The following is a 22,117-nucleotide window of genomic DNA, read 5'->3' as shown; positions in this document are numbered from 1 at the left end:
GCAGCGGGTCTGCTACGGGTGGCCGGCGTGCAATCGTCGGCCTTGCGCGTTCGACCGGCGGGGCAGGGATCCTGCACACTGTGCACCGCCGCAAGCGTGTGTCGGCGTGCTTGCCGTGTGCGGCTGCATCAGGGCGGATTGAACAGAGGAGCGGTCGTGAAGAAGGTCTATGGGGTGTACGTGCTGATCACCGTGGCAGCGGTCCTGTTCGCCTACAGGCTGGGCGCCTGGCATGAAGGCATCGGGCAGCAGGCTGCGCGCTGCATCGAACGGGCGCTGCCCGAGCAGGACGCCTGCCTGACGGCGCTCGAAGCGAACGTCGAGCGCGCACAGGTGGCGCTCAAGGCGCTGGTGGCGCAGCAGCGGGAGTAGGGCGCGCCCTGCTCCAGCCAGCGGCCGACCTCCACGACCGTCTGCCGGCCATCCTCGTCAAGGCCGCTGCAACAGCCTGCTCAGCACGTGCTCGGAGGCTTCCTTCCAGGCTGAAACACCGCCCTTGCGCTCGAGCACCTCTAGCCCGGCGGCGGTATAGGTGCCCGGCGTGGCGATGGCTTCACCCATCGACTTCAGGCTCGTGTGCGGACTGTGCTGGGCGCTGACGATGCAGTCCTGCATGTTGCTCAACGCCAGTGTGCGGGCCTGTGCAGGGTCCAGGCCCTGATCGCCCAACCATTGCTGCAGGCCGTGCGCCAGGAAATAGAACCAGCCATTCATGCAGGCGGCGACGGTGGCGACGTCGAACGCGGCTTCATCCTCCATCGGCACCAACGTGCCCAACCGCGCCAGAAGCGGGTGGAGTGTGGGTTCTGGTGGGTGAATCACGACCGTTGAATGGTTGTACTGCGCGGTGTACGAGAGCATGACGCGCAAGCAGCGGGCCTGGGGGAACAGCGCTTTGAGGTCATGGGCGCTGACCCCGGCGAGCAAGGACAGCAACGGTTGCTCAGGTCGTAGCGTGATGTCCTTGGCCAAAGCAGCAACCTGCTCAGGCCGCACGCCGATGATCACCGCTTCGGCGTCATCGACCACGGCCTGGTTGTTGTGCAGAACATCGCACCGGTGCTGTTCAGCCAGTACACGGGCTTTATCCGCGTTACGCGGCGAGAGCAGAATTCGCCCTTCATACCCACTGGTGCGCAAGCCGATGACGATCTTTTCGGTGAGATCGCCGACGCCGACGATGCCGATACTGTGCATGTGTTCTCCTGGTTATCGTGCGTGTTTTTGCAGCGACACTGCGTAAAGTCGATAAGTTCATTGCCAATGCTCTATCGCCATCCCCAACGCCCGTGTAAATTCCGCTCAGGGCTGCGAGCCGAAGTGATTTGGCAGGGAACTCACCCTTGATCAACAGACCGCTCCCTGGTTTTCACTTCCACACCCTGGCACCGTCATGACCGATATCTCCCCCGAAGAAACCATCCGTACCGCCTTGCAGATCTCCCATGCCCGTTTGCGCCAGCAACATGAGCTGGTGGTGGAGTTCGGTGGCGCGTCGCTCAAGCTGCTGGACACGGACAGCCTGCTGACCCTGGCCTGCAACGTGGTGGCTCAGGGGTTGAGGACGCGGTTTGCCAAAGTGCTGCAACCGGTGCCGCACGATCACCATTTTCTGCTGACCCACGGCGTGGGCTGGGACGTGTCCGATATCGGCACGGCGACCGTCGGTGCTGACGAGGGCAGCCCTGCCGGTTATGCCTTTCTGACCAATCGCCCGGTGATTTCCAACCATCTGGGGCTGGAAGAACGCTTCCGCACCCCTTCGCTGCTCAAGCAGTACGGTATCGAGCGCGCGATCAACGTGCCGATCCAGGGGGCGTCCTGCACCTTTGGCGTGCTCGAAGCCGACAGCGGGGAGGGGGATGATTTCATTGAAAGCGATATCGTGTTCATGGGCGGCATTGCCAACGTCATTGCCATGAGCCTGGAGCGCCTGACGCTGCACAAAGAGCAGCACACCTCAGGCACGGGGAGTTACTCCGAAAGCGTGCTCAATGCCAGCCCTGATTGCGTGAAAATCCTGTCTGCCGACGGTGTTCTGGAGTTTTTCAACCAGGCAGGATTGTGTCAGATGCAGATTGGCAGCCCGCGAGAGGTATACGGCAAGCCATGGGCCGATCTGTGGCCCAACGCCTCCAAGGCGGTGGTGACCGATGCGTTGGCACGCGTGGCTGCCGGCGAGTCGGTGCGTTTCGAGTCGTTCTGCCCCACCCAGCAGGGCGAGCCGAGGTGGTGGGATGTCACCATGGCGCCGATCACCGATGAACAGGGTGCCACTGACAAGATCATTGCGGTATCCCGGGACATCACCGAACGCCACGACCATGAAACTGCATTGGCCGAACTGATCGACGTGCAGAACCAGAAGATCAACGCCAGCGATCTACAGCTCGAAGAGATCCACCACCGCATCAGAAACAGCCTGCACCTGGTCAATACCCTGCTGCTGCTACAAGCCAATCTGTCCCCGGATGAAGCCGTCAAGAGCCAACTCCAGGCGGCGGCTGGCCGAGTCGTGACCATTGCCAAGGTGCACGAGCGGCTGTACCAGACCGCCAAGACCGAGGCGGTCAGTGTTCACGAATACCTGCATTGCCTGCTGGAAGACATCGGCCGTGCCTTCTCCGAGCGGCCGATCAAGCTGACCGTGGCGCCGTTGGCATTGCCAGTGGATCGCATGGCACCGCTGGGCCTGGTGATTTCCGAGCTGATTACCAACGCGCTGAAGTACGGCAAGGGGGCAATCACGGTGTGCCTGGAAGATGCCTGCGATCACGCATTGTTGACGGTCACCGATGAAGGAGACGGGTTCCCGGAGCAGTATCCCAAACCGAGTGGCACCGGCCTTGGCATGCGTCTGGTGAAAGGCTATTCAGGCTTTGGCAGTGATGCCGTCAGCGTTGATCGCACATCGCTTACCAGTTCCATTCAGGTAAAGTTCAAGCTCTGAGAACTGGCCACTGGCGGCGCGGCGCAAAACGCCCGACACTTCGATAAATAGCCGATCAATCCATGGCGGAGTTTCCGGGACAGCCTCATACTGCGGTGACTTATCACTGTTTCAAGACCGCTGCCCCTGAGGTAACACATGGCCCCGTCCCGCCCGTTGGTTTCCACTGGTAATGTTGGATTCGATTCAATCCTGCGCGGTGGGCTGCCGAGCAACCGGCTGTATCTGCTGGAAGGCACTCCGGGCGCGGGTAAAACCACCCTGGGGTTGCAGTTTCTCCTGGAGGGCGTGCGGGCCGGTGAACCGGTGCTGTACATCACCCTGTCCGAAACCAGCGAAGAACTTGACAGTGTGGCCGAGTCGCACGGCTGGTCCTTGCAAGGCATCGACCTGTTCGAGTTCTCCTCTACCGAGCAGGTACTGGGCGATGAGTACGAGCAGTCCATCCTGCATCCCTGGGAAGCGGAACTGGGGGACACGATCAAGCTGATTCAGAACCGTGTCGATCAGCTCAAGCCGCGCCGTCTGGTGTTCGACAGCTTGTCCGAAATGCGCCTGCTGGCGCAGGACCCGCTGCGTTATCGCCGCCAGGTGCTGGCGCTCAAGCAGTATTTTGCCGGTCGCGACATCACGGTTTTTCTGGTCGACGACCTCACCGGTTCCAATGGCGAGCGGGACAACCACCTGCACAGCCTCTGCCATGGCGTGATTACCCTCGAGCGGCTGACCCTGGACTTCGGCGCGGCGCGCAGACGCCTGCAGGTGCAGAAACTGCGCGGTGTCGATTTCGTTGCAGGGTTTCATGACTTCACGATTCGCAAAGGTGGGTTGGAGGTGTATCCGCGGTTGATCGCGGCCACCCACCACGTGCCCTTCGATTCCGAACCTGTGGGCAGCGGCATTCGCGCGCTGGACGACCTGCTGGTTGGCGGCCCGCTGCGCGGCACCAGCACGCTGGTGACCGGGCCTGCGGGTTCGGGCAAGACCACCGTGGCCCTGGCCTACCTGGCGGCGGCCTGTGCTCGCGGTGAGAACTGCACCATCTACGAGTTCGATGAGCGCATTGCCACCTTGATTTCACGGGCCGACAGCATGGGCATGGAATTGAGTCGCTACGTGGCGAACGGCCAGTTGGTCATCCAGCAGATCGACCCGGCCGAGATTTCCCCGGGCGAGTTCGCCTGGCGAGTGCGTACCGAAGTGGAGGAGCGCGGCTGCACCTTGCTGGTGGTCGACAGCCTCAACGGCTACATGGCCGCGATGCCGCAAGAGCAGCAGCTGATCCTGCAGATCCACGAGTTGCTGTCTTACCTGAGCCAACTGGGCGTGGTGACGTTCCTGATCAATCCACAACACGGCCTGGTCGGGTCGATGTCGACCAACCTGAACATTTCCTATGTGGCGGACTCGGTCATTCTGATTCGCTTCTTCGAAGCCCAAGGGCGACTGCGCAAAGCCATTTCCATTCTCAAACACCGCAGCGGTGCCCACGAAGACGCCATCCGCGAACTGCGCATCGACTCCCAGGGTGTGCGCGTCGGCGAACCCTTGGTCAACTTCCGCGGTGTCTTGACGGGGACGCCGGAGTATTTCGGTGCCGAGCTGCCGTTGATGGAAGAGCGAAACCGTGGGGATTAAGCGTTTTTCCAAAGGCAAGACGTTGCTGGTGGTGGCGCCGTTCAAGGGCGACGGCATCAGCCTGCGCAAGTTGCTCAGCGATACCTACCCCGTGCAGATTCACCATGACCTGCACAGCCTGGCGACCGTGCTCGATGAAAACACCGGCCTGGTGATTCTCACCGAAGAGAGCCTCACCGGTGATGTGCTGAGCCTGGGCAAGGCCCTTGACCTGCAACCTGGGTGGTCGGAGATCCCGATTCTGCTGTTGGCCTCGAACAACGGTCGTTCCGGGCGAGACACCGAGATGGCGCGGCGCAGGCTGCCCAAGTCGGCAGGGCATGTGATTGTCCTCGAACGCCCGCTGAGCTCGGCGTCGCTGCTGAGCGCCACCGCCGCTGCCTGGCGCTCGCGCTTACGGCAGTTCGAGATGCAGGAAAACCTCACGCAGCTGGCCGAAGAACGCAGCCGCTTGAACATCCTCCTCGAGAACATCCCGGTGGGCGTGTGTTTCATGGACGTGCACGGCGCCTCGCTGGTCAGCAATCCGTTGTATCGACGCTATGTGCCGGGCGGCGCGATGCCGTCCACCCAACCCAGCGAAGCCTTGCGCTGGGTGGGCCTGGATGCGCAGGGCAGGCGCCTGGAGCCGCACATGTACCCAGGCGCCCGCGCCTTGCGAGGCGATGCTGCCACTGGCGTCGATTTCTATCATCGCCAGGATGAGGGCCAGGAATCGTGGATGCGCGTCAGCGCAGTGCCCTTGTACGACGAAAAGCACGCGATCATCGGTGCGGCGTCCGTCATCGTCGACATCAATGAAGAGAAGCAGGCCGCGCTGACCTTGCGCCGGTTCAATGAAGAACTGGAAATCCAGGTCGAGGCCCGCACCCGCGAACTGAACGCTGCCGTCGAGCAGCTCAAGGCCGAAAGCGAAGAACGCGCGCGTGCCGAAGAGCAGCTGCGTCAGTCGTTGAAAATGGAAGCCGTGGGCCAGCTGACCGGCGGGATTGCCCACGACTTCAACAACATGCTGACCGGCGTGATCAGCGCACTCGACCTGATGAAGCTGCGCCTGCTCAAAGGGCAGTTGAACGGCGTCGACCGCTTCATGGACGCCGCGCTGGCGTCAGCGCAACGGGCAGCCTCGCTGACCCATCGGTTGCTGGCGTTCTCCCGGCGTCAGTCGCTGGATGCCAAACCGACTTCGGTCAACCAGCTCATTCATGCGCTGGCCGATCTGCTGCAGCGATCGGTGACCGAGAACATTACCCTCAAGCTTGAGTTGAGCAGCGAAGATCCCTGGGTCTTCGCCGACGCCAACCAGCTGGAGAACGCCGTTCTCAACCTGGTGATCAATGCCCGCGATGCCATGGCCGAGGGTGGCGTGATCACCATCACCACACGTATCGAGCGGGAGGGTGCCGAAGGCGGTGCTCGGCACGCCTGCATTCAGGTGAGCGATACCGGCTCCGGCATCTCCAAGGAGTACCTGGACAAGGTCACCGAGCCCTTCTTCACCACCAAGCCGATTGGCCAGGGCACCGGGTTGGGGCTTTCCATGGTCTACGGCTTCGCCAATCAAAGCCATGGGCGGCTTGCGATCGATAGCACCGTGGGGGTCGGCACCACCGTTTCCATCTGCCTGCCCGAGCATGGCCAGGTCGAAGCGCCGCCGCCGATTGCCTTGTCAGAGGCGAGCACGGGGCAGGGGCAAGTCATTCTGCTGGTCGAAGACGATGACTCGGTGCGCCTGATCAATCAGGAAGTGCTCGAGGTGCTGGGTTACTGCGTGCATGCTGCGCAAGACGGTGAGCAGGCGCTGAAGCTGTTCAATGAGCTGGAAACGCTCGACCTGTTGCTCACCGATGTAGGGCTGCCGGGCATGAACGGCCGGCAACTGGCTGAGATCATCCAGCAGCTCAAGCCGCGCCTGCCGGTGCTGTTCTTGACCGGTTATGCGCAAAACGCGATGGCGCGAGCCGATTTCCTGGGCCCGTACATGCAGCTGCTGACCAAGCCGTACAGCCTGGAGCAGCTCGCCAGCCAGGTGGCGAGCATGCTCGATGAGGTGCCGCAGGCCAGTTCCGCTGAGCGGCTTCAGGTGCCGCCGGTCGTGCACCAGTCCTGATCCGAGCAGGGCTTCGTTGATCAGGCGCTGGACCTGTTGCCAGCTCACCCTGTTCAGGGCAGCAGATCAGGCTCCCGGGGCGCTGGTGCCGCATCCTGCGCCCTGCGCCAGCCGCCTTGGCAGTCCACCCTCGCCGCGCTATCGATCGTCCACGTATCCAAGATCAGCGCTGATGCCCGCGCTGCAGTCGTGCAGCAGGGCCTGGAACTTCTCGATCGCCCCCTCGGGGTCCATCACGGCATCCGGGCCGGAAAGGTTGATGGCGGCGGTGACCTGGCCGCGATGGTCCTTGATGGCCATGGCGATGGCGGTCGAGTAATCGGAGCGGTGCAGCACCCAGCCTCGCGTCCGGTCTGCTTCGATCATGTCATGCAGCTCAAGCTTGGTGCGTGGCGCGGGAGGCGGGTAATCGTCCAGGCGGATGTGCTGGTACAGCGCGGCCAGTTCGGCGTGCGCAAGGCCGGTCAGCAGCATGCGGCCGATGGCCGTGCAATGGCAGGCGATGCGCGTGCCGATCGGGATGTTGACGGACAACCGCTGCGCGGCAAACGCCCGGTACACATACAGGCTCTGCGTGTTCTCCCGCACACTCAAGTGGCACGACAGCGAGGTGCGATCACGCAGCTGGTTCAGATGCGGCATCGCCACATCGACGATGTCGCGGCTGGCCAGGTAACTGAAGCCGTCGCTGATCACCCGCGGGCCGAGGGCGTACTGGCTGTGCTGTTTGTTCAGGTAGCCCATGTCGGTCAAGGTGAACAGGATGCGGTACAGCGCCGAGGTGCTGAGCCCCAGGCGCTCGGCAATCTCCTGCATGTTCAGGCTGCGGGTGTTGGCATTGAACAGGCCAAGCACGGTCAGCCCTCGGGCGAGGGCTGGCACGCTGTAGTCGGCGTCCTTGACGGGTGGAGTGTTCATCGGGGCGTGCCCTCGGCTTGAGCGCGGTGGGGTGTGGGTCAAGGCTGACCGCGCGCGGCGGGTGCGTCACCAGCTGGCGCGCGCCGTCAGCAGCGGCGCGTGGCGCGTATGGACGCTCAATACAGCACGTCGATGCCCAGAGCTCTGCCCTCGAATTCGGCCATCGCATCCAGCAGCGCGCCTTTGAAATACTCGAGCGACGGGCGATCACAGAGGATCTGCAAGGCCGTGTGCGACGCGGCACCGAGGTTGATCACGACTACGTTGATCCGGGCCGCCGAGGTCTGCGCTACCGCACCGGGCGCAAAAGCCGCGCTGCGCAGGTCTACCCCGCACAGCTTTGCCATCACCTCGGCGGCGTGCACACCGCTCAGTTGCAGCCACGCATGGCTGTCCTGGCGCGGCAGCAGGTAGTTGGCCATGGGGCCCGGTTGCCACTGCGCTTCTTCATCGGCAATGCGTTGCCCTCTGTCGCGCAGGCTGCCCAGGATCAGGTACTCGGTCTGCGACAGACGCGCCACCTGGCTGCCGTCAGCCTGGATCACCGCGGTATTGGGTGTGTGCGGCAGGCTGAAACCACGTTCCTGCAGGTAGTCAGCGCTCTGCGTGCCACGAAAACCGACCCGCGGCAGCGCCGTCAGATCGACCAGCGCGCAGTGTTGCAGGGGGCCAAGCCCGGTGTCGTTGAGGTTGGACATGTCACAGCTCCTGGCGCTGGTTGTCGGGATCGAAGAAGGGCAGCGTCACCACGGTGGCCTGGACCACCACGCCGTTCTCGACGCGAATCGGTATCTGCTGCCCCGGGGTACTTTGCTCGAACGCCGCATAGGCCAGGCCGATGATCCGGTCGAGGCTTTGCGAATACTCACAGGAGGTCACGTTGCCGCTGATGTCCGGCCCCTTGAGCACCAGGTGGCCTTCGAGCGGTTGTGGGCTGCCCTTGGGCAGGGTGAAGCCGACCAGTTTGCGCGTCTGTGGCTGCGCCTGGAGGATGTCTACCGAGCGTCGGCCAACGAAGAATGGCTTGTTGCGGCTGACCGCCCAGGCCATGTCGATTTCGCTGGGGTGGGTCATGCCGTCGGTGTCCTGGCTGATGATCACATGGCCTTTTTCAAGGCGCAGCAGGCGCTGGGTTTCAACCCCGAACGGGCGGATGTCCAGCGCCTTGCCGGCCTCCATCAAGGCATCCCATAGCGCCAGCGCATGGCGCGCGGGCACGTGGATTTCATAGCCCAGCTCGCCGACGAAACCGACCCGCAACAGCCGCGCCTCGATCCCGGCCACGGTGCCCAGGCGCACCGCCAGGTACGGAAACGCCTCGGCAGACAGGTCAAGGTCGCTGCACACCTTCTGCAGTACCTTGCGGGCATCGGGCCCGGCCACGTTGACTGCCGCGAGCGCCGCCGTGACATTGCTGATGTCGACGTCCAGGCGCCATTGCGCGTTCCACTTGAGCATCTGCTGGTAGATGCGGTCCACGCCGCTGGTGGTGGCGGTGACATAGAAGTGTTGCTCGGCAAAGCGCGCGCACACGCCGTCATCGATGACGACGCCATGCTCGTTGGTCATCAGCGCGTAGCGCGAGCGGCCTACCGGCTGCTTGAGGAAGGTGAAGGTGTACAGGCGGTTGAGCAGCTCGGCGGCGTCCGGGCCGCGTACGTCCAGGCCGCCCAGCGTGGAGACGTCGATGATGCCGACCTTGGTGCGCACGTGCAGCGCTTCGGCCTGCATGCAGGCATCGCGCTCGCTGGGTTTGCCGTAATAGGCCGGGCGCTGCCAGATACCGGCAGGCATCATTTTTGCGCCCGCCTCCAGGTGGCGGCGGTGCATGGGGGTCTGCCGGTACGGGTCAAAGGCGCGGCCGGCGACATGCGCCAGTTTCTCGGCTGTAAACGGCGGGCGCGCGGTGCTCACGCCGGTGTCGCTGACGCTGCGCTGGGTCGAGGCGGCTACCAGGCGCGCGGTGGGCAGGGCCGAGTGGCGCCCTTGCGACGGCCCCATGCCGACCGTGGAGTAGCGCTTGACCAGCTGGATGTCGCGGTAGCCGATCTTGGTGGCGTTGATGATGTCGCGCACTTGCAGGTCTTCGTCGAAGTCGACGAAATCCTTGCCCTTGGGGTGCGCAAAGATCGGCCAGGGGAAATTCACCGGCGCCTCTGCGCGCAAGGCCGGTGGCTCGACATCGGCGCTCAGGTGCAGCGCCGCGAGGATCTCGAGTGACGCGGCGATGGCATCGGCCAGCACGTTGTCCAGCGCGTGGTAACCGTTGGCCGAGCCTGCAACGCTGAGGCCGCTCGGCAGGCCGCTCAGGGTGAACTCGGCCAGTTGATCGTCGTAGGCCAGTTTGCCACCGGCCTGGCACAGCAACTGATAGACCGGCATGTAGCCCCCCGACATGCACAGCAGGTCGCAGTCGAGCGTCAGGCCGTTGGGCGCCACTTCACCGCGCGCGGTGATGGTGCGAATGTCCACGCCGCTGACATGGCGCAGGCCTTTTTCGTGCAGCGCCTCATACACCGTGCTGCCCAGGTGGCAGCGAATGCCGCGTTGCTCCAGTGCGGTCAGCAGCTGGCGATCCGTGAGCGTGGCGCGCATGTCGACCAGCGCCGCCACTTCGACACCTTGCTCATGCAGGTCGAGCGCGGCGTAGTAGCCGTCGTCGTTACCGGTCAGCACCACTGCGCGTTTGCCCGGCTTGACCGCGTACAGCTTCATCAGCCGCTGGGCGGCGCTGCTGAGCATCACACCGGGCAGGTCGTTATTGCGAAAGATCACCGGCTGATCGAACGAACCGCTGGCGATCAGGCACTGGCTGGCGCGCACCTTGTACAGGCGCTTGCCCTGGATCACCGGCAGGTAGTTGTCGGTGAACCAGCCGTTGCAGGTGGCCTGCTTCAGCACCTGGATATTGGCGTGGCCCTGCACCGCCTCGATCAGCTCGCGGCGCAGGGTCTCGGCGCGGGTGGTGTCGATGGCGAAGCGGGCGTAGTTCAGCGAGCCGCCAAGGATCGGCTGTTGCTCGATGAGGATGACCTTGGCACCGGCGTTGGCGGCAGTCAGCGCAGCTCGCAGACCAGCCGGGCCGGCGCCGACCACGGCAAGGTCGGCGAACAGGTAGGCCTTGTCGTAGTACTCGGGCTGAAACCTCAGGTCGAGCACGCCGAGCCCGGCCTTCTTGCGGATGATCGGCTCCCAGAGCTTCCAGGCGCCCTTGGGCTTGTAGAACGAGCGGTAGTAGAAGCCCACCGGCATGAACCGGGAAAACTTACCGAGGTACGCGTCCCTGTCGTGGTCCAGCGAGCCGTTGAAGTTCTGCCCGGTCACCTGCAGGCCGCTGGCGAGCGCGTGGTGGTCGGCCAGCACATTGGGCTCGCTGGGCAGTTGTACCAGGGTATTGGCGTCTTGCCCGGCCATGGTCAGCGGGCCGCGCGGGCGGTGGTACTTGAACGAGCGCGAGAGCAGGAAACGGCCGTTGGCGAGCAGGGCGCTGGCGATGCTGTCACCGGCAAAGCCCTGGTACGGCGTGCCATCGAAACTGAAGTGCAGCGGCTGAGTACGGTCGATCAGCACGCCCATGGGCGCGGGCAGGCGGCTCATTGCGCGGTCTCCTTGGCGAGGGTGAAATCAACGCGGGTGGTGAACAGTTCTTTGGCATCGAAGGTGCGCAGGATGTCGTCGCTGCCGGTATGGCGTTCTGCCAGGAACCAGTAGCTGGAAGGGGTGTGCATCCACCATTCGCGGACCACGCCGAGGGTGTCGTCCTGGTTGAACACGTAGTCGGCCCATTCGACGTCGGTACAGGTCTGCGGATCGGGCATGGGCTTGAACTCGCCGCCGTAGGTGAATTCACTGATGTTGCGCGGCCCGTTGAGCGGGCAGTTCATTACCTTCATGTCGTGCTCCTCAATGGCTGGCGGCCGTGGCGCCCATTTCGTTGACCTGGCGGAAGGTCGAAAAGCGCTCCAGTGCAAAGGGCTCGATCAGCGCCGGCACCTTGCCGCCGCTGGCGACCAGCTCGGCCATGGTCTTGCCGCAGATCGGCGTTGCCTTGAAACCCCAGGTGCCCCAACCGGCATCCAGGTAGTAGTTCTTCACCGGCGACAGCCCCATGATCGGGCTGTAGTCCGGGGTCATGTCGGTGATCCCGGCCCACTGGCGCATCAGCTTGGCGTTGGCCAGGAACGGGAACATCTCGATGGCGTGGGCCAGCAGGCTTTCTTTCAGATCGAGGGTGGAGCGGGTGTTGAACAGTGGGTAGGGATCAGAGCCGCCGCCGAATACCACCTCACCTCGGCTGGTCTGCTGCACGTAGCAGTGCAGGGCCGATGAGCTCACCAGTGGGTCGAGAAACGGCTTGAAGGGCTGGGTCACCATGGCTTGCAGCGGGAAGGTCTGAATCGGCGAGCGGATACCGGCTTTTTTCATCAGCTGCGAACTCATGCCCGCCACGGCCTGCACCGCGCAGCCGCACTGCACCGTGCCGCGGTTGGTTTTCACCGCACGGATCGCGCCGTTTTCGATCACCAGTTCCTGCACGTCGGTGAGCTGGTGAATGTCCACCCCACGTTTGGCGGCTTGCTTGGCGTACCCCCAGGCAACGGCATCGTGCCGGGCGGTGGCGCCATCCTTGTGCCACAGGCCAGCGATCACCGGGAGGTGGCCAGGGTCGAGGTTCAAGGTCGGTACCAGCTCGGCAATCTGCTGGCGGTCGAGCATTTCTGTGCGCCCGCCAAAGTGCTTGTTGACTTCGGCGCGCTGACGGAACGAGCGCACCGTGGCGTCGGTGTGGGCCAGCGTCAGCTGCCCGCGCTGGGAATACATGATGTTGAAGTCGAATTCGTTGGACAGCCCCTCGAACATCCGCACCGATTCGGCGTAGAACCGCACGCCCTCGCTGGTCAGGTAGTTGGAGCGGATCACGGCGGTGTTCCGCGCCGTGTTGCCGCCGCCCAGATAGCCCTTTTCCAGCACGGCGACATTCGTGATCCCGTGGTACCTGGCCAGGTAGTAGGCGGTGGCCAGACCGTGGCCGCCACCGCCGATGATCACCACGTCGTAATGGGGCTTGAGCGCTTTGGGCGCGGGCAAGTCCACCTCGACCGGGTACTCGGCGCTGAGGCCGTACTTCAGGAGATTGAACGGCATGCTGCCTCCGGGGAACTGCGTTGTGCATGAGCCTGCTGCCGCGCAGCAGTCACGGTGTTCTTCATCAGAAAGGCGATGGTCATCGGCCCCACGCCACCGGGCACCGGGGTGATGGCCGAGACCTGGGGCAGGGCGCTGTCGAAGTCGACATCACCGACCAGCCTGCTGCGGCCGTTGTCATCGATGCGGTTGATCCCCACGTCGATCACCACCGCGCCGGGTTTCAGCCAACTGGCGTCGATCATGCGCGGGCGGCCGACGGCCGCGACCACGATGTCGGCCAACTGGCACAGCGCCTTGGCATCGGTACTGCGCGAATGCACCACGGTGACCGAGCAATGCGCCTTGAGCAGCAGTGCTGCCATGGGTTTGCCGACGATGTTGGAGCGCCCGATGACCACCGCGTGCTTGCCGCTCAGGTCACCGCAAGCTTCCTCCAGCAACTGCAGGCAGCCGCTGGGGGTGCACGGCGTGAGTACCGCGCGGCCCTGGCTCAGGCCTCCGACGTTGTCACTGTGGAAGCCGTCGACATCCTTGCCGGGTGCGATGGCCTGCAATGCACGGGTTTCTTCGATGTGCGCAGGCAGCGGCAGCTGCACCAGGATGCCGCTGACGGCGGCGTCGGCGTTCAGCTCTGCGATGAGCGTGAGCAAGGTGTGCTGCGAGGTCTGTGCGCTCAGGCGGTATTCGAGCGAGCGGATACCGGCCTCTTCGGCGCGCAGGATCTTGTTGCGCACATAGACCTGGCTGGCCGGGTCTTGCCCGACCAGGATCACCGCCAATGCCGGAGCGATGCCCTCGGCCTTCAACTGCTCGACGTCCGCGCGAACCTGCGTCAGCACCCGTTGGGCGGCAGCCTTTCCATCAATCAGCTTGGCGCTGTTCATCGGAAGATCACCGTTCTGTCCTTGTTCAGGAACACCCGGTGCTCAAGGTGATACTTGACGGCTTTGGACAGGGCCACGGTTTCCGTGTCGCGGCCGATGGCGACCAGGTCATCGGGCAGGTAGGCATGATCCACCCGCTGCACTTCCTGCTCGATGATCGGGCCCTCGTCCAGGTCGCTGGTCACGTAATGCGCCGTGGCGCCGATCAGCTTCACGCCGCGCTCGTAGGCCTGGTGATACGGCTTGGCGCCTTTGAAGCCGGGCAGGAACGAGTGATGGATGTTGATCGCACGGCCGGAAATCTGCCGGCACAGGTCATCCGACAGGATCTGCATGTAGCGCGCCAGGACCACCAGGTCGGTGTTGGTCTCCTCGACGATCTTCATCAACGCCGCTTCCTGCTGCGCCTTGGTGTCCTTGCTCACCGGCAGGTAGATGAAGCGGATGCCCTGACGCTCGGCCATGGGCCGCAGGTCGAGGTGGTTGGAAACGATGGCGGTGATGGCCATGTCCATCTCGCCTTTCTGGTGGCGGTAGAGCAGGTCGGTGAGGCAGTGGTCGAACTTGCTGACCATCAGCAACACGCGCATCGGTTGGCGCGTATCGTGCAGTTCCCACTGCATGCCGAAGGCGTGCGCGACGTCGGCGAAGCCCGCCTTGAGCTGGACGATATCGCCCTCGTGCCCATCGTTGAAGCGAAACACGGCGCGCATGAAGAACTTGCCGCACAGCTCATCGTCGAACTGCGCCATTTCACCGATGTAGCAGGCGTTGCCGGCCAGGTAGGTGGTGACCGCCGCGACGATGCCAGAGGTCGCCGGGCAGCTGATCTTGAGTATGAAATGGTTTCTTTCAGGGGGCATGGTCATTCCTCAGCAATGCACGGCGTGGTTTCCGGCAAGGGATTGATCGGTGAAGCGCGGTTTCGCCTGCAAATAAATATTCCCTTAAGGAATTAAATATTCCAGATGGCGAATTTATAGGCGAATCCAGGGCGCGCGTCTACACGGTTGAGAAATTATTTTTACTGGCAGGAAATATTTGAAGCGAGAGGAGTGGCTAGGCGGGAGTATCGAGTCCAGACGCAGGCCGGACTCGTGGGATGACCGGTGATCAGCCCTCTGACGGGCTGTAGTTCATGATCGACAGCAGGCGAATCGGTACGCTCACCAGCGTCTCTGGACCATGAGGAATGTCGGCATCGAAGGTCAGGCTGTCGCCGGCTTCCATGCGGTACAGCTGGTTGCCATGGCGGTACACCAGTTCGCCCTCCAGCAAGTGGAGGAATTCGGTGCCGGGGTGGGAGAAGGTCGGAAACTCTTCGCTGGCGTCATCCATGCTCACCATGTACGCCTCGAAGCTCTTCTTCGGCCCACGGGTGTGGTTCAGCAGGTGATAGGTATGGCCCTTCTCGGTCCCACGGCGAACCACTTCCAGGCCTTCGTCGCGCTTGACCAGAATGGCGCTGCTGCCCGGCTGGTCGTATTGGCTGAACAGCTTGGACATGGGCATGCCGAGCACATCGCACAGCCGGCTGAGGTTTTCCAGGCTGGTCGACACCTGCGCGTTTTCGATCTTGCTCAGCATGCCCTGGCTGATGCCGGCGATGCGCGCCACATCGGCCAGCTTCAGCTCCTGGGCCTGGCGCTGGCGTTTGATCTGGATACCCAGGTATTGCTCCAGCTTGAGTTTGGGTTGGATCTCATCAGTGGTCATGGCAGTGCACTATTTCCGAACAGTAAATTTAATTTCGCACTGGGAATGTGCGGAGTGGCAAGTGCTGGGATCAGCTTCTGGCTTTATTCATCACGGGAAAAAGAGTTTCCCATATAAGGCAGCGCGACTACACCTGCCGGTTGTTTCATGGGGTGGCGGCAAGTTGGCAAGCTGATTGCATTCCTGTAGAGAAATTAAGTTTCCTGATCGTAATAATTTGCGCAGGACGCTCAAGATATCCCACCGCGAACTGCTACAGCCAGGAGTCATGTCCATGTTGCCACCCGAAACACAGCGCCTGATCGAGACACACGGGATCAAGTATGTTCTGGCCCAGTTCGTCGATATTCATGGCTCAGCGAAAACCAAGTCGGTCCCCGTGTCGGGTCTGGAAATGGTGGCAGAGGCGGGTGCCGGGTTCGCCGGGTTCGCCATCTGCGGCATGGGCATGGAGCCGCATGGCCCCGACTTCATGGCCAAGGGTGACCTGGCCTCGCTGACCCCCGTGCCCTGGCAGCCCGGCTATGGCCGTGTGGTCTGCGTGGGCCATGTCGACAACAAGCCCTGGCCCTATGACAGCCGCTACGTGCTCAAGCAGCAGGTCGAGCGCCTGAGTGACCGCGGCTGGACCTTGAACACTGGCCTCGAGCCCGAGTTCAGCCTGTTCCGGCGTGACCCCCAGGGCAAGCTGCAGATGGTGGACAGCAGCGATGACCTGGACAAACCGTGCTACGACTACAAAGGCTTGTCGCGCTCGCGCGAATTCCTCGAGCGCCTGACCGAGGCCTTGCAGCCGGTGGGCTTCGACATCTATCAGATCGACCACGAAGACGCCAACGGCCAGTTCGAGATCAATTACACCTACAGCGACGCCATGGAGTCGGCCGACCGCTTCACCTTCTTCCGCATGGCCGCCGGCGAAATTGCCAACGACATGGGCATGATCTGCTCCTTCATGCCCAAGCCCGACCCCAAGCGCGCCGGCAATGGCATGCACTTTCACCTGTCGATCAGCAGCGCGACCCACAAGAACCTGTTCCACGACCCCAGCGACCCGAGCGGCATGGGCCTGTCGAAAATGGCCTACCACTTCGCCGCCGGCCTCCTGGCCCATGGCCCGGCCCTGTGCGCCTTCGCCGCGCCCACAGTCAATTCCTACAAGCGCCTGGTCGTCGGCAACTCTTTGTCCGGTGCCACCTGGGCGCCGGCCTTCATCGCCTTTGGCGCCAACAACCGCTCCGCCATGGTCCGCGTGCCTTACGGCCGCCTCGAGTTCCGCCTGCCGGATGCTGGCTGCAACCCGTACCTGGTCAGCGCCGCGATCATCGCCGCCGGCCTCGACGGCATCGACCGCCAGCTGGAAGTCGAGCAGGTGTGCAACGAGAACCTCTACAAGCTGAGCCTTGAGGAGATCGCTGCCCGCGGCATCAAGACCCTGCCGCAGTCGCTCAAGGAAGCCTGCGACGCGCTGGAAGCCGACCCGCTGTTCGCCGAGGTGCTAGGCCCCGAGATCGTTGGCGAGTTCATCAAGCTCAAGCGCATGGAATGGGTGGAGTACAGCCGTCACGTCTCGGACTGGGAAGTGAAGCGCTACACCGAATTCTTCTGATCGAACCTTGTTCATCCACCGTTTTGACACCCTGCCCATGGGTAGGGGTTTTTCTGCCCAGGAGTTGACGATATGTGCGGAATTGTAGGGCTGTACCTGAAAAACCCAGCGCTCGAGCCCCAGCTCGGCAAGCTCTTCGAGCCCATGCTCGAAGCCATGACCGACCGTGGCCCCGACAGCGCAGGCTTTGCCATCTACGGTGACGAAGTGGCCGACGGCTGGGTCAAGTTGACCTTGCAGGCGACCACCGAGGGCTATGACTTCCAGGCGCTGGTCGGCGCCTTGGAAGGCAAACTCGGCGCCTCGCTGGACTGGTTTCAGAATGCCAGCGCCGTTGTGCTGAAGATCCACGCCGAAGAGGCCGCCGTGCGCGCTGCCCTCGCCGAGCTGGCACCGTCGGTGCGCATCATGAGCGCTGGCAAGAGCATCGAGATTCTCAAGGGCATGGGCTTGCCCAAGGCGATTTCCGAGCGCTTCGGCCTGGCCTCCATGCAAGGCAGCCACATCATCGGCCACACCCGCATGGCCACTGAAAGCGCCGTGACCATGGAGGGCAGCCACCCGTTTTCCACCGGTGCCGACCTGTGCCTGGTGCACAACGGCTCGCTGTCCAACCACTTCCGCCTGCGCCAGGAACTGCGCCGCGAAGGGATCGAGTTCGACACCGAGAACGACACGGAAGTGGCCGCCGGTTACCTTGCCTGGCGCCTGCAACAAGGCGATTCACTGCAGACCGCCCTGGACAGCTCGCTCAACGCGCTGGACGGCTTCTTCACCTTCGCCATCGGCACCCGCAACGGTTTTGCGGTGATCCGCGACCCGATCGCCTGCAAACCGGCGATCCTCGCGGAAACCGACGATTACGTCGCCATGGCCTCGGAATACCAGGCGCTGTCTAGCCTGCCGGGCATCGAGCACGCCAAGGTCTGGGAACCGGTCCCGGCCACCCTGTACATCTGGGAACGCGAGTCGGCCCAAGGAGCACGCCCATGAAGACCATCGACCTCAGCAGCGCCAGCGTGCGCGACCTCAACCAGGGTTTGCACGATCAAGCGCAAACCCTTGCAGAACGCGAATGGATCGTTACCCACCCCGATGGCGCACACAACCTGGCGGTGGGCATCAACGAAGCGGTGTCGGTGGATATCCAGGGTCACGCCGGCTACTACTGCGCGGGCATGAACCAGCAAGCCTCGATCACCGTGCACGGCAACGTGGGCGTGGGCTGCGCCGAGAACATGATGTCGGGCTACGTGCGCGTCAAAGGCAGTGCTTCGCAAGCGGCGGGCGCCACTGCGCATGGCGGCCTGCTGGTGATCGAAGGCGATGCCGGTGCCCGTTGCGGCATCTCCATGAAGGGCATCGACATCGTGGTCGGCGGCAGCATTGGCCACATGAGCTGCTTCATGGGTCAGGCGGGACGTTTGGTGGTGTGTGGCGACGCCGGCGATGCGCTGGGCGATTCGCTGTACGAGACGAAGATTTTCGTCAAAGGCAGCGTCGAGTCGCTGGGCTCCGATTGCATCGAAAAAACCATGCGCCCCGAACACATCGAGGAGCTGCAAGCGCTGCTGAACAAGGCCGGCTTCAACGAGAACGCCCGCGACTTCAAACGCTACGGCTCGGCCCGTCAGCTGTACAACTTCAAAGTCGACAACGCCTCGGCGTACTGATCAAGGAGCCACACCATGAGCGAGAAACAACCTCCCGTACTGCGCGAGTCGGCCACCTTCGATCGCCTGGCCATCCAGGAAATCCAGCGCGCCGCCGAGACCGGCATCTATGACATTCGCGGCGGCGGCACCAAGCGCAAGCTGCCACACTTCGACGACCTGCTGCTGCTCGGCGCCAGCGTCTCGCGCTACCCGCTCGAAGGCTACCGCGAGAAGTGCGGCACCGACGTGATCCTCGGTAACCGCTTTGCCAAAAAGCCCATCCACCTGAAGATCCCGGTGACCATCGCCGGCATGAGCTTCGGCGCGTTGTCGGCCAATGCCAAGGAAGCCCTGGGCCGTGGCGCCACCATCGCCGGCACCAGCACCACCACCGGCGATGGTGGCATGACCCCGGAAGAACGCGGGCAGTCCCAGCACCTGGTCTATCAGTACTTGCCCTCGCGCTATGGCATGAACCCCGACGACCTGCGCAAGGCCGACGCCATCGAGATCGTCCTGGGCCAGGGCGCCAAACCCGGCGGTGGCGGCATGCTGCTGGGCATGAAGGTCACCGAGCGCGTGGCCGGCATGCGCACGCTGCCCATCGGCGTGGACCAGCGCTCGGCCTGCCGCCACCCGGACTGGACCGGCCCGGATGACCTGGCGATCAAGATCGCCGAGATCCGCGAGATCACCGACTGGGAAAAGCCGATCTACGTGAAGATCGGCGCCAGCCGCCCGTACTACGACGTCAAGCTGGCGGTGAAGGCCGGTGCCGACGTGATCGTGCTTGACGGCATGCAGGGCGGTACCGCCGCCACCCAGGAAGTGTTCATCGAACACGTCGGCATCCCGATTCTGCCGGCCATTCCCCAGGCCGTGCAGGCGCTGCAGGAGATGGGCATGCACCGCAAGGTGCAACTGATCGTCTCCGGTGGCATCCGTAACGGCGCCGACGTGGCCAAGGCCATGGCGCTCGGCGCCGACGCCGTGGCCATCGGCACCGCTGCGTTGATTGCCCTGGGCGACAACCACCCGCGCCTGGACGAAGAGCTGCGCAAGATCGGCTCGGCCGCCGGTTACTACGATGACTGGCAGAACGGCCGCGACCCGGCCGGCATCACCACCCAGGACCCGGAGCTGTCGAAACGCCTCGACCCGGTCGAAGGCGGGCGGCGGTTGGCCAACTACCTGCGCGTGCTGGTACTGGAAGCGCAGACCATGGCCCGGGCTTGTGGCAAGTCGCACCTGCATAACCTCGATCCCGAAGATCTGGTGGCGCTGACCGTGGAGTCCGCCGCCATGGCGCGGGTGCCGTTGGCGGGGACGTCGTGGATTCCGGGGAGTCAGTACTAGCGGCTTACCTGCAGGCGTCCGCCCGCCGCAAGGCGTTGCACTGTCGTGCAAGAAACTGGTTTTCAGGGGGCGGCCGGCTCGGCGCTCCGGTTAGCCGCGTAGGGCTGCGAAGCAGTCCAAATGGCTGTCATCGCGTCTCCATTGGGTGGTCGGTATTGCTTGAGTCAGGGCGGCTTCGCTGCCCTGCGCGACTGAAGTTGCCACGACCGCGTAAATCTCAATTACCGCGAAGTCTCTGAAATTCACACGGTCGGTTAGAGGCCAACGGTCTTTCATTCGACTCTGACAAACGGTGACGTAGTGCCTTCATCAGGCCGGCTGCGCCGGCCATTGCGGCTAAAGCTCCAACAGGAGGTACGTGGGCCTCTCGCGGTCGTGTAGCGACCGGTCCGGCGCTCCGGTCAGTCGCGATGGCCGGCAAAGCCGGTCCAATGGCCACCGTGTCGCGAATCTGCAATCACATACACCCCGGCAACCTGTATTACCCCTTCCAAGAGGCCCACACGGCCCAGCACACGCGCACCTTGCTTTCTGCCAGACACCTTCCGTTCACTGCAGGAGCTCGCACCATGCTCAACCGTCTTCCCGGAAAATCGCTGCTCGCACTCTTCGCGCTCAGCGCCTGCATTCCCCTGGCCCACGCCGCCGAAGCCCCGACCCTGAACACCGGCAGCACCGCCTGGATGGTCACCGCCACCGTGCTGGTGCTGTTCATGTGCCTGCCCGGGCTGGCGCTGTTCTACGGCGGTCTGGTGCGGGCCAAGAACATGCTTTCGTTGTTCACCCAATGCTTCGGCATCGCCGGGCTGGTCGGCGTGCTGTGGGTGATCTACGGCTACAGCCTGGTGGTCGACAGCACCGGCATGGTCGAAGGCGAAGTCACGCTCAACAGTTTCATCGGCGGCCTGAACCGCGCGTTCCTCGCCGGCATGACGCCCGACAGCCTGGTCGGCGACATCCCCGAAGGCGTATACGTCACCTTCCAGATGACCTTCGCCATCATCACCCCCGCGCTGATCGCCGGCGCCTTCGCCGAGCGCATGAAATTCTCCGCCGCGCTGCTGTTCATGGCGCTCTGGTTCACCCTGGTCTACGCGCCGGTCGCGCACATGGTCTGGGGCGGGGCAGGGGCGCTGATGCACAACTGGGGTGTGCTGGATTTTGCCGGCGGCACCGCCGTGCACATCAATGCCGGGGTCGCGGCATTGGCCGCCTGTCTACTGCTCGGCAAACGCAAGGGCTACCAGAACGCACCGATGCCCGCGCACAACCTGAGCCTGACCATGGCCGGCGCGGCAATGCTCTGGGTCGGCTGGTTCGGCTTCAACATCGGGTCTGGCGGCGGCCTCAGCGGGCTTTCAGGCATCGTGATGCTCAACACACAGCTGGGCGCCTGCGCCGGGATTCTCGGCTGGATGTTCACCGAATGGCTAAAGGTGGGCAAGCCCAGTGCCTTGGGCCTGGCCAGTGGCGCCTTGGCCGGCCTGGTCGGCATCACCCCGGCCTGTGCGTATGTCGGGGTAGGCGGCGCGCTGGCGATTGGCCTGCTGTGCGGCGTGTTCTGCTACCTCAGCGTGACCGTACTGAAGACCCGCCTGGGGTATGACGACAGCCTGGATGTCTTTGGCCTGCATGGCATTGGCGGCATGATCGGTGCCGTGCTGACCGGCGTGTTCTGCATGCCGGCACTGGGCGGGCTGGTCGACGGCGTGAGCATGGCCGATCAGGTGATCGCGCAGATCAAGGGGGTGGCGTTTACCGCAGCGTACTGTTTCATCGCCAGCTGGATCATCCTCAAGGGGTTGAAAGCGGTGATGGGGCTGCGTGCGCATGACACGGTGGAGGAGATGGGGCTCGATCTTGGGGAGCATAACGAGCGGGCGTACAACCACTGAGGGGGGCTGGGGACGCTTTGTGGTACCAATGAGGCTTGAGTCTTCGGACTGCGCTACCGACCGTTACCGGTCCGGTCAGGCGCAATGGGTCGCAGAGCGGCCTCAGTCGCTGACGTGCAACCTTGATGGCCAAGCGGACGCCTCCAGCAAAACGAGACTCGGCCCCGTACGCTTGGCATAAGTCATTACCAAGCGTACGGGGCCGAGATCGAGCTGAGCGCTCAGGCGCGTTTCTCGC

18 protein-coding genes are annotated in these 22,117 nt (G+C 63.5%); 9 read left to right on the top strand and 9 right to left on the bottom strand.

Going from position 1 to position 22,117, the window contains the following annotated elements:
- The first annotated feature begins 156 nt into the window (after positions 1-156).
- Entirely contained in the window at positions 157-372 is a 216-nt protein-coding gene (locus RT028_RS08360; RefSeq protein ID WP_312934240.1) for a hypothetical protein, read from the top strand.
- Positions 373-429: 57 nt separating this feature from the next.
- Here the strand turns inward: RT028_RS08360 and RT028_RS08355 are convergent, their stop codons facing one another.
- Positions 430-1,197: an NAD(P)-binding domain-containing protein gene (locus RT028_RS08355; RefSeq protein WP_312934239.1), complete on the bottom strand. Its 768-nt coding sequence runs from the start codon at positions 1,195-1,197 to the stop codon at positions 430-432.
- A gap of 196 nt (positions 1,198-1,393) precedes the next feature.
- Between RT028_RS08355 and RT028_RS08350 the strand changes: the two genes are divergently transcribed.
- The 3 genes from RT028_RS08350 to RT028_RS08340 all read left to right on the top strand — a co-directional run bounded on the left by RT028_RS08350 (position 1,394) and on the right by RT028_RS08340 (position 6,698).
- A complete protein-coding gene (locus RT028_RS08350) occupies positions 1,394-2,950 on the top strand; it encodes a PAS domain-containing protein (protein WP_312934238.1) in 1,557 nt (518 codons plus the stop codon).
- Positions 2,951-3,088: 138 nt separating this feature from the next.
- Entirely contained in the window at positions 3,089-4,588 is a 1,500-nt protein-coding gene (locus RT028_RS08345) for an ATPase domain-containing protein (RefSeq protein ID WP_312934237.1), read from the top strand.
- On the top strand, positions 4,578-6,698 hold the full coding sequence (locus RT028_RS08340; protein ID WP_312934236.1) for an ATP-binding protein: 2,121 nt from the start codon (positions 4,578-4,580) through the stop codon (positions 6,696-6,698). The genes RT028_RS08345 and RT028_RS08340 overlap by 11 nt, the downstream gene beginning before the upstream one ends.
- 138 nt (positions 6,699-6,836) lie before the next feature.
- Here RT028_RS08340 and RT028_RS08335 read toward each other — a convergent pair whose 3' ends face one another.
- The 8 genes from RT028_RS08335 to RT028_RS08300 form a co-directional block, all read right to left on the bottom strand.
- Positions 6,837-7,616, bottom strand: coding sequence for an IclR family transcriptional regulator (locus RT028_RS08335; RefSeq protein WP_312934235.1), 780 nt, complete (start codon positions 7,614-7,616; stop codon positions 6,837-6,839).
- Positions 7,617-7,732: 116 nt separating this feature from the next.
- Positions 7,733-8,314 (bottom strand): sarcosine oxidase, encoded by a 582-nt coding sequence (locus RT028_RS08330; protein ID WP_312934234.1) that lies wholly within the window; start codon positions 8,312-8,314, stop codon positions 7,733-7,735.
- Between the two features lies 1 nt (position 8,315).
- Entirely contained in the window at positions 8,316-11,213 is a 2,898-nt protein-coding gene (locus RT028_RS08325; protein WP_312934233.1) for a 2Fe-2S iron-sulfur cluster-binding protein, read from the bottom strand.
- Complete coding sequence (locus RT028_RS08320) at positions 11,210-11,509, bottom strand: sarcosine oxidase subunit delta (protein ID WP_312934232.1); 300 nt, start codon at positions 11,507-11,509, stop codon at positions 11,210-11,212. The genes RT028_RS08325 and RT028_RS08320 overlap by 4 nt, the downstream gene beginning before the upstream one ends.
- Positions 11,510-11,519: 10 nt before the next feature.
- Positions 11,520-12,761, bottom strand: coding sequence for an FAD-dependent oxidoreductase (locus RT028_RS08315; protein ID WP_312934231.1), 1,242 nt, complete (start codon positions 12,759-12,761; stop codon positions 11,520-11,522).
- Positions 12,743-13,648 carry a bifunctional methylenetetrahydrofolate dehydrogenase/methenyltetrahydrofolate cyclohydrolase FolD gene (gene folD / locus RT028_RS08310; RefSeq protein WP_312934230.1) on the bottom strand — a complete coding sequence of 302 codons (906 nt, stop codon included), beginning with the start codon at positions 13,646-13,648 and terminating at the stop codon, positions 12,743-12,745. Before folD ends, RT028_RS08315 begins: the two co-directional genes overlap by 19 nt.
- Entirely contained in the window at positions 13,645-14,511 is an 867-nt protein-coding gene (gene purU / locus RT028_RS08305; protein ID WP_312934229.1) for a formyltetrahydrofolate deformylase, read from the bottom strand. The genes folD and purU overlap by 4 nt, the downstream gene beginning before the upstream one ends.
- Before the next feature lie 250 nt (positions 14,512-14,761).
- A complete protein-coding gene (locus RT028_RS08300; protein WP_312934228.1) occupies positions 14,762-15,364 on the bottom strand; it encodes a helix-turn-helix domain-containing protein in 603 nt (200 codons plus the stop codon).
- 274 nt (positions 15,365-15,638) lie between these two features.
- On the opposite strand from RT028_RS08300, the gene glnT reads away from it, so the two are divergent.
- The 5 genes from glnT to RT028_RS08275 all read left to right on the top strand — a co-directional run bounded on the left by glnT (position 15,639) and on the right by RT028_RS08275 (position 21,879).
- Positions 15,639-16,973: a type III glutamate--ammonia ligase gene (glnT, locus tag RT028_RS08295; RefSeq protein WP_312934227.1), complete on the top strand. Its 1,335-nt coding sequence runs from the start codon at positions 15,639-15,641 to the stop codon at positions 16,971-16,973.
- Positions 16,974-17,045: 72 nt separating this feature from the next.
- The gene (locus RT028_RS08290; RefSeq protein WP_312934226.1) at positions 17,046-17,966 is read left to right on the top strand and encodes a glutamine amidotransferase family protein; all 921 of its coding nucleotides are present in this window, start codon (positions 17,046-17,048) and stop codon (positions 17,964-17,966) included.
- Positions 17,963-18,646, top strand: a complete 684-nt coding sequence (locus tag RT028_RS08285; protein ID WP_312934225.1) for a protein glxC — start codon at positions 17,963-17,965, stop codon at positions 18,644-18,646. The genes RT028_RS08290 and RT028_RS08285 overlap by 4 nt, the downstream gene beginning before the upstream one ends.
- A gap of 15 nt (positions 18,647-18,661) precedes the next feature.
- Positions 18,662-19,984 (top strand): FMN-binding glutamate synthase family protein, encoded by a 1,323-nt coding sequence (locus RT028_RS08280; RefSeq protein WP_312934224.1) that lies wholly within the window; start codon positions 18,662-18,664, stop codon positions 19,982-19,984.
- Between the two features lie 569 nt (positions 19,985-20,553).
- Positions 20,554-21,879, top strand: coding sequence for an ammonium transporter (locus RT028_RS08275; RefSeq protein ID WP_312934223.1), 1,326 nt, complete (start codon positions 20,554-20,556; stop codon positions 21,877-21,879).
- Positions 21,880-22,117: the final 238 nt, after the last annotated feature.

Origin of the sequence: Pseudomonas sp. (assembly GCF_032058845.1) — a bacterium.
Lineage (GTDB): Bacteria > Pseudomonadota > Gammaproteobacteria > Pseudomonadales > Pseudomonadaceae > Aquipseudomonas.
The sequence above is the reverse complement of the archived record's forward strand: the minus strand, read 5'-3'. Positions and strand labels throughout refer to the sequence as shown.

Coding starts and splice junctions, on each gene's coding strand:
- glnT (WP_312934227.1), top strand. CDS start 15,639: ATGTTGCCACCCGAAACACAGCGCCTGATCGAGACACACGGGATCAAG.
- RT028_RS08315 (WP_312934231.1), bottom strand. CDS start 12,761: ATGCCGTTCAATCTCCTGAAGTACGGCCTCAGCGCCGAGTACCCGGTC.
- RT028_RS08350 (WP_312934238.1), top strand. CDS start 1,394: ATGACCGATATCTCCCCCGAAGAAACCATCCGTACCGCCTTGCAGATC.
- RT028_RS08285 (WP_312934225.1), top strand. CDS start 17,963: ATGAAGACCATCGACCTCAGCAGCGCCAGCGTGCGCGACCTCAACCAG.
- RT028_RS08320 (WP_312934232.1), bottom strand. CDS start 11,509: ATGAAGGTAATGAACTGCCCGCTCAACGGGCCGCGCAACATCAGTGAA.
- RT028_RS08325 (WP_312934233.1), bottom strand. CDS start 11,213: ATGAGCCGCCTGCCCGCGCCCATGGGCGTGCTGATCGACCGTACTCAG.
- RT028_RS08330 (WP_312934234.1), bottom strand. CDS start 8,314: ATGTCCAACCTCAACGACACCGGGCTTGGCCCCCTGCAACACTGCGCG.
- RT028_RS08335 (WP_312934235.1), bottom strand. CDS start 7,616: ATGAACACTCCACCCGTCAAGGACGCCGACTACAGCGTGCCAGCCCTC.
- purU (WP_312934229.1), bottom strand. CDS start 14,511: ATGCCCCCTGAAAGAAACCATTTCATACTCAAGATCAGCTGCCCGGCG.
- RT028_RS08345 (WP_312934237.1), top strand. CDS start 3,089: ATGGCCCCGTCCCGCCCGTTGGTTTCCACTGGTAATGTTGGATTCGAT.
- folD (WP_312934230.1), bottom strand. CDS start 13,648: ATGAACAGCGCCAAGCTGATTGATGGAAAGGCTGCCGCCCAACGGGTG.
- RT028_RS08275 (WP_312934223.1), top strand. CDS start 20,554: ATGCTCAACCGTCTTCCCGGAAAATCGCTGCTCGCACTCTTCGCGCTC.
- RT028_RS08300 (WP_312934228.1), bottom strand. CDS start 15,364: ATGACCACTGATGAGATCCAACCCAAACTCAAGCTGGAGCAATACCTG.
- RT028_RS08290 (WP_312934226.1), top strand. CDS start 17,046: ATGTGCGGAATTGTAGGGCTGTACCTGAAAAACCCAGCGCTCGAGCCC.
- RT028_RS08280 (WP_312934224.1), top strand. CDS start 18,662: ATGAGCGAGAAACAACCTCCCGTACTGCGCGAGTCGGCCACCTTCGAT.
- RT028_RS08355 (WP_312934239.1), bottom strand. CDS start 1,197: ATGCACAGTATCGGCATCGTCGGCGTCGGCGATCTCACCGAAAAGATC.